General features: G+C 66.7%; 3 protein-coding genes. All 3 read right to left on the bottom strand.

Going from position 1 to position 7,495, the window contains the following annotated elements; all coding sequences use genetic code 11:
• Positions 1–109 precede the first annotated feature (109 nt).
• Entirely contained in the window at positions 110–1,966 is a 1,857-nt protein-coding gene (locus AC5ZFO_RS46575; protein ID WP_282523279.1) for a sigma-54-dependent Fis family transcriptional regulator, read from the bottom strand.
• A 95-nt stretch (positions 1,967–2,061) separates the two neighbouring features.
• Positions 2,062–5,364 (bottom strand): acetyl-CoA carboxylase family protein, encoded by a 3,303-nt coding sequence (locus AC5ZFO_RS46580; protein WP_282523278.1) that lies wholly within the window; start codon positions 5,362–5,364, stop codon positions 2,062–2,064.
• Positions 5,365–5,558: 194 nt separating this feature from the next.
• Positions 5,559–7,241 (bottom strand): methyl-accepting chemotaxis protein, encoded by a 1,683-nt coding sequence (locus AC5ZFO_RS46585; protein WP_282523277.1) that lies wholly within the window; start codon positions 7,239–7,241, stop codon positions 5,559–5,561.
• Positions 7,242–7,495: the final 254 nt, after the last annotated feature.

Raw genomic sequence — 7,495 nt, forward strand, 5'->3', positions numbered from 1 at the left:
ATTACCGGGACCAAGGCCTTCTCTCCTGACGTCTTCAGCCTCAAGAGCCGATAACGCAACAGGCCCACAAGGGGAGAGGGGAAGAACGAACACTGCATGCGACTGAGCGCTACCGCGTCGTCTCGATCTTCAACTGCTTGATCTTCCGATACAGCGTGGCGCGGCTGAGTTCCAGCGCACGCGCGGCCTCGGTGACGCGGCCGCCATGTTTGCGCAACGCTTCGACGATCGTCGCACGCTCGGCCGCTGCGAGATCTGGCTCTGCCGACCTTCCCCCGAACGGAGGCAGATCGAGATCGGCATCCATGATGACGCCGTCCTCCGCGGTGCAGCCGGCAAGCCGCAGCACGTGGCGGAGCTGGCGCATGTTGCCGGGATAGGGATAGGCCGAGAGCAACCCCCAGGCCTCGTCCGACAGGCGGCAATCCGGCGCCTCCTCGCGCGCGATCTGGCGGATGATATCGTCCCGGTCGGCGCGCTCGCGCAACGCCGGCAGTCGCACCTCCATGCCGCGCAGGCGGAAGTAGAGATCGGCGCGGAAGGCGCCCTCCTCCGCCATGCGGCCGAGGTCGCGATGGGTCGCGCTGATCAGGCGGATGTCGACCGGCACCGGTTTGAGCGCGCCGAGCGGCCAGACCTCGCGGTTTTCGAGCACGCGTAAGAGGCGGGTCTGCAGCGCGATCGGCATGTCGCCGATCTCGTCGAGGAACAGCGTGCCGCCGTCGGCCTGCACGATCAGACCCTTCGAGCCGTCCCGGCGCGCGCCGGTGAAGGCGCCGGCCTCATAGCCGAACAGCTCGGCGTCGATCAGGCTCTCCGGCATCGCCGCACAGTTCAGCGCGACATAATGGTTGCGGGCGCGGTTGCTCGCCGCGTGAATCGCGCGCGCGAACACGTCCTTGCCGACGCCGGTCTCGCCATGCAGCAGCACCGGCAGATTGTGGTCGCCGATGCTCCGCAGGCGTTTGACGCTTTTGATCAGGCCGGGATCGCGGCCTGCGAGCCGATGCAGCGAATCGAAACGATCGACCGGAACGTCACGACGCTGAGTGGACGGCCTCGCCCGCAGCGGCGGCGCGACATGTCCTTGCCCCAGCGCGCTGCCGTCGGCGCGACGCAGTTCGACGACCTCATCCGCACCACGCGCGGTATGGTGATCGAACTTGATATAGCGCGACAGATCGATGCCGGATGCGATCAAACCGTCGGTGAGGCCCAGCAGCGCGCGCGCCGAACGGCAGGCGCCGACGATGCGGCGATCGTCGTCATAGGCGAGCAGGCCGCTGCCGCCGTCATCAGGCACGGTGGCGATCCAGGCGTTGCGGAAATGGCCGCGGAAGATCGCGCCCTCCATCCGCCGCGTCGCCTCCATCGTCACCGCGAGCGCGAGCTGATGCGCGGCGCGTTCGAGATCCTCGCGGCACGAGGTGATGTTCACGGCACCGGCGAGCCGGCCGGCCTGATCGAACAACGGCGCCACGGCGCAGGAGAACATGTGCCACTGCGCGCGAAAATGCTCGTCGCGATGCACCAGGATGGGCTTCTCTTCGGCAAGCGCGGTGCCGAGCCCGTTGGTGCCCTCGAAGGTCTCGGCGAAATTCGAGCCGGTGTAGATCTTCCAGTCCAGAAACATCTTTGCGTCGGCTTCGCCCGGCAGGCGGCTGAACAGCATGGTCGCGTTCACGTCAGCGAGATTGACGCAGTAGCCGGCATCGCGGAGCACGCGGGCGAGATCGTCGAGCTCTGGCGTTGCCAACCGGATCGTCTCCTCCATGGGCTCGGCGACGTGGCGAATCTCGGCTTCGGTCAGCGTCTGCGGCGGACCCTGGCGGGCGGGGTCGAGCTTGTGGCTGATCAGGCAGCGCCGCCAGGAATCGGCAATGCGCGACGAGGCATCGACGTCGGCCACGTGATTGGCGACGGACAAGACACGGGCGACATGGTTCGAGGCCGAAAGGCTGGCCATCGCGGACGTCTCCACCCTGTATTATTGTGCAAAGTCTGGCAGCACAGGCGGGGATGTCAATCGGGAACCGGGACGCAGCTATTGCTGCACTGCGCTCACCACGTATCGATGCACGGCCGCTTCTTCTCCGTCCTCGCGGGCGGCTTCGGCACCGAGCGCACGCCCGCCATGATCCAGCGCCGCGTCTCGGCGGGGTCGATGACGTTGTCGATCTCGAACACCGAGGCGATCGAGACCGCCTTGCCGTTGGCATAGAGCTCGGCGACCTTGTTGCGATAATAGGTCTCGCGCTCCTCGGGATCGGCGATCGCCTCCATCTCCTTGCGGAAGCCGAGGCGAACATAGCCCTCCAGGCCCATGCCGCCGAATTCGCCGGTCGGCCAGGCCGCGGTGAAGAAGGAGGCGTGGAAGCCGCCGCCGATCATCGACTGCGCGCCGAGACCATAACCCTTGCGCAGCACGATGCCGAACAGCGGCACGGTAAGGCTCGCGCCTGTCACGAACATGCGCGAGACGTGGCGCACGATCGCGGTCTTCTCGGCCTCCGGGCCGACCATGAAGCCGGGCGTATCGCAGAGCGAGACGATCGGCAGATCGAAGGCGTCGCAGAGCTGAAGGAAGCGCGCGGCCTTGTCGCCGGCGTCGGCATCGATCGCGCCGCCGAGATGACGCGGATTGTTGGCGATCAGACCGAACGGCTTGCCCTCGATGCGGATCAGCGCGGTGATCATACCGACGCCGTAGTCGCGGCGCAGCTCCAGCACGGAATCCTTGTCGGCGACGAGATCGATCACGCTGCGGATGTCGTAGACCCGCAGGCGGTTCTCGGGGATCGCACGACGGAGCAGACGCTGGTCGGCCGCTTGCCACTCCGTAACCGCGCCCTGGAAATAGGACAGGTATTTTTGCGCCACCCGCGTCGCCTCCTCCTCGTCCTCGACGAGGATGTCGATCACGCCGTTCGGTGACTGGAACGTAACAGGGCCGACCTCCGCGGGGTGATAGACCCCGAGACCGCCGCCTTCGATCATCGCGGGCCCACCCATGCCGATCGAGGCGTTCCTGGTGGCGATAATGACGTCGCAGCAGCCGAGCATCGCGGCGTTGCCGGCAAAGCAATAGCCGGAGACCACGCCGATGACAGGCACGAGGCCGGAGAGCTTCGCGAACTGCACGAAGGACGGGCCGTCGAGGCCGGTCATGCCGAGCCGGTCGGTGTCGCCGGGCCGGCCGCCGCCACCTTCGGCATAGAACACCAGCGGGACGCGCCAGTCTTCCGCAAGCGTCAGCATGCGGTCGATCTTCTTGTGGTTCATGTGGCCCTGCGTGCCCGCGAGCACGGTGTAGTCATAGGCCACGACGATGCAGCGCGCCCCCTCGGCGCCGAACTTCTCGGCATTCACCGTCGCAACACCCATCACGAGGCCGTCGGCCGGTGTGCTCTTGATGAGGTCGTCGAGCTTGCGCCGGCGGCGCTGCGCCGCGATCGCGAGGCTGCCGTACTCCATGAACGAGCCGTCGTCGACGAGCTGCGCGACGTTCTCGCGCGCGGTGCGCTGGTTGGTGTTGCGGCGGCGCTCGACCGAGGCCGGGCGGTTCGCATCGAGCGTATTGGCCTGGCGCGCGATCACCTCGGCAAGATCGGGACGAATATGGTCGAGATCGACATCGGCCTCCGCCGCCGACGCATCGGCCGCGACGTCGAGCGGCTCCAGATACATGATCGGTTCGCCATGCATCAGGGTAACGCCATCGCCGGCGACGAGCTTCATGACGCGGCCGCCCTGCTCGGCCATGACCAGATGCTCCATCTTCATGGATTCGATCACGGCGAGCTGCTGGCCCGGGCGCACGATCTCGCCTTCCTTCACCTGGACGGTGACGATGGTTCCCTGCAGGGGCGCTGCGACCATCACCGCGCCTTCGGGCACGATCTGCGCGACGTGCGTCTCCGCGCCATGGCCGCTTCGCTCGGTCGCGGCAAAATAGAGCGGCTTTGCCGCGCCATCGGCCGCCTCGACCAGCTTTGCGATGTTGCGATCGATGAAATCGGTCGCAATGCGGTTGGTCCTGAAATCGGGATGTGCGAGCACTGCCTGGAGGAAGGCGATGTTGGTGACGACGCCGTCGATCCTGAACTCGCGCAAGGCGCGCGAGGCTTTTGCCACGACGTCGTGCCAGGCTTCGCCCGGCGTGTGCACGATGACCTTGGCCAGCAGGGAATCGAACGCCGCGCTGGTCTTGTAGCCGGCATAACCAAAACTATCGACGCGGACGCCGGGCCCCGACGGCGGCTCGAACACGGCGAGCACGCCGCCGGTCGGATGCGTCGCCCCCAGCTCGTCCAGCGTCTCCATGTTGACGCGGAGCTGCATGGCGTAGCCGCGCGGCCTTGGGATGGAGCCCTCTGCCAGACCAAGGGAGGCCAATGTTGCGCCGGCGGCGACCGCAAGCTGGGCCCGGACGAGGTCGAGGCCGAGCACTTCCTCCGTCACTGTGTGCTCGACCTGAAGCCGCGGATTGGCCTCGATGAAGGCAAAGCTGTCCTCGGCCGTGCCGTCGACCAGGAACTCGAAGGTGCCGAGATTGTCGTAGGACGCCGCGGTCGCAAGCTGCCTCGCAGCTTCGATGATGCGGCCGCGCAAGGCGTCGCTGAGCGACGGGCTCGGCGCCACCTCGATCAGCTTCTGGTGCCTGCGCTGGATGGTGCATTCGCGCTCCCAGAGATGGGAGATCGCGCCATGGCGGTCGCCGATGATCTGCACCTCGATGTGACGGGCCTGCCGGATCAGGCGCTCGGCATAGACGCCGTCGAAGCCGAACGCCGCCCTGGCCTCGGATTGGCAGCGCGCATGGGCTTCCGCGAGATCGGCGACATTCTCCACGACGCGCATGCCGCGGCCGCCGCCACCGGCCATCGCCTTGATCACGATCGCCGCGCCCTTGCCGAGGGATTCGAAGAATGCCGTGATCTCCTCCAGCGACGAGGGCCCGCTGGTCCCGGCGATGATCGGCACGCCGCAGCGCTTTGCCAGTTGCCGTGCCGCGACCTTGTCGCCGAACAGTTCGAGCGCGGCCGGCTTCGGCCCGACGAAGGCGATGCCCGCATCCGCGCAAGCCTTGGCGAACGCGGCGTTCTCGCTGAGGAAGCCGTAACCGGGATGCACCGCGTCGCAGCCGGCGCGCTTCGCCGCCTTCACCACCGCTTCGATATCGAGATAGGCCCGTGCGCCGCGGCCGGGGATTTCGATCGCCTCGTCGGCAACGCGCACGTGCAGCGACAGCGCGTCATCGGCCGGATGGATCGCGACCGTCGCGATGCCGGCGTCGGCCGCCGCGCGCGCGATGCGGATGGCGATCTCGCCACGGTTGGCGATCAGGAGTTTCTTGAACGACATGCGGCGTCTCCATGCCCGCGGGCCGAGGCGCGGGTCGGCAGGTTCGATGATCCTGCTTCTTCACTTTAGCCGCAGCCGTCAAGGGCGGGAAAGCCGCTCGCGGTGACCGGTCCCGCGGGCCGGAATATCAATTGCCCGCGCGCGCCGTGACGAGGCGGATAATCCGCGCCACGGCAGATCGTACGAGCACGCTGTCAGGCCGCCCGCACGCCAGCAACGAAGGTGCTGACCTCGTTCTCCAGCGATTGCAGCTTCTGCGCCAGCCGGCCGCTCGATTGCAGCACGAGGCCCGCGGCCCGGCCCGTTTCCGCCGTGGCGTCGGTGACACCCGAGATGTTCTGCGAGACCTGGTCGGTGCCGGACGCCGCCTCCTGCACGCTGTGGGCGATCGCCTGCGTCGCGGCGCCCTGCTCCTCGACCGCGGCCGCGATCGACGAGGAGATCTCGTTGACCTCCATGATGGTCTTGCGGATGCTCTCGATGTTGCCGACGACCTGGTTGGTCTCGGCCTGGATCGCGGCGATCTGCGCGCCGATCTCGTCGGTCGCCTTCGCGGTCTGGCTCGCCAGCGATTTCACTTCGCTCGCGACCACGGCAAATCCCCTGCCGGCCTCGCCGGCGCGCGCCGCCTCGATGGTGGCGTTGAGCGCGAGCAGGTTGGTCTGCGAGGCGATCTGGTTGATGAGGTCGATGACCTCGCCGATCTTGTGCGCGGCGGCGGCCAGCCCCTGCACGGTGTCGTTGGTGCGCTGACCGTCCGCGGCCGCCTTGTCGGCCACGCTTGCAGCCTGTGCCACACGCTGGCTGATCTCGGTGATCGAGGACGACAGCTGGCCGGCGGCGGACGCCACCGTCTGCACATTGCTCGACGCCTGCTGGCAGGCCGTCGCGACGAAGCTTGCGCGGTCGGTCGCCTTGTTCGCGGTCTCCGACATGCCTTGCGCGGCCTGCTGCATCGCGCGCGCCTCGGTGAAGACGTCGCGGACGACGGCCTGAACGCTCGCCTCGAACTTGCCGGCGAGATCGGCCATCGTCTTGCGTTTCTCGTCGTCGGCCCTCTGCTTCGTCTCGTGCTGCTCGGCATGCATGCGGCCCACCGCCGACGCATTGTCCTTGAACACGGCAAGCGCCTTGGCGAGCCCGCCGACCTCGTCGCTGCGGCCGGTGTAGGGCACCTCGAACGCGCTGTCGCCGGCGGCGAGGCGCTCGGTCAGCGCGGTGATTTTCGCGAGCGGCCGGGTCACGCTGCGGCCGATCAAGAAGGAGCAGGCCAGCACCAGGACCAGCACGGCCAGACAAATGTAGGCGAACGTCGTCGCATTCTGGCGAAAAACGGCATCGACGTCGTCGAGATAAATGCCGGTGCCGATGATCCATCCCCAGGGCGCAAAGCCCTTCACATAGGAGATTTTCCCGACCGGCTGCTCGAAGCCCGGCTTCGGCCAGAGATAGCCGTAGAAGCCGGCGCCCTGCTTGTTGACGACGTCAACGAAGCCCACGAACAGCGCGTTGCCGGCGGGGTCCTTCATGCCGGAGAGATCCTTGCCGTCGAGCTCGGGCTTGATCGGGTGCATGACCATCTTGGGGGCCATGTCGTTGATCCAGAAATACTCGACCTTGTCATAACGCAGGCTCTTGATCGTTGCGATCGCGGCGGCCTGCGCCTGCTCGCGCGGCAGCTTCCCCTCGCTCTCGAGCTTCTGATAGTGCGCCAGGATGCCGTAGCCGACGTCGACCATGTGCTGCGTCTTGGCCTGGCGGTCGGCGATCATCTGCGCGCGCAGGGTCGAGAGCGCGATCGGCGCCAGAGCGATCATGCCAAGGAGGCTGATGCCGACAATCAGGACCAGCTTGAAACTGATGCGGGAGAAAAACATCGGTGCTCGCAAGAAATGGAAGGGCTGATATGCCAGTTTATCCCGCGCCCCCTTAGCAAAGCTTTAAGCATTCGGGTTCCCCAAACCCCCACGAAGTTGCGTCGGTGGCCGCCGGCACGCGGCGTGCGGCTTGGCAGGCTGGCGAGGTTTGGCTGCATCCGGGATACCGGCTCTTTAGATCTAGCAGTCTGCTGAAGAACCCCCTCGCCAGGGAGGGGGCTTGATGATTCACTTTATCATCTCGATTCGGTGGA

This window comes from Bradyrhizobium sp. Unk1 (genome assembly GCF_059512345.1).

Coding starts and splice junctions, on each gene's coding strand:
- AC5ZFO_RS46580 (WP_282523278.1), bottom strand. CDS start 5,364: ATGTCGTTCAAGAAACTCCTGATCGCCAACCGTGGCGAGATCGCCATC.
- AC5ZFO_RS46585 (WP_282523277.1), bottom strand. CDS start 7,241: ATGTTTTTCTCCCGCATCAGTTTCAAGCTGGTCCTGATTGTCGGCATC.
- AC5ZFO_RS46575 (WP_282523279.1), bottom strand. CDS start 1,966: ATGGCCAGCCTTTCGGCCTCGAACCATGTCGCCCGTGTCTTGTCCGTC.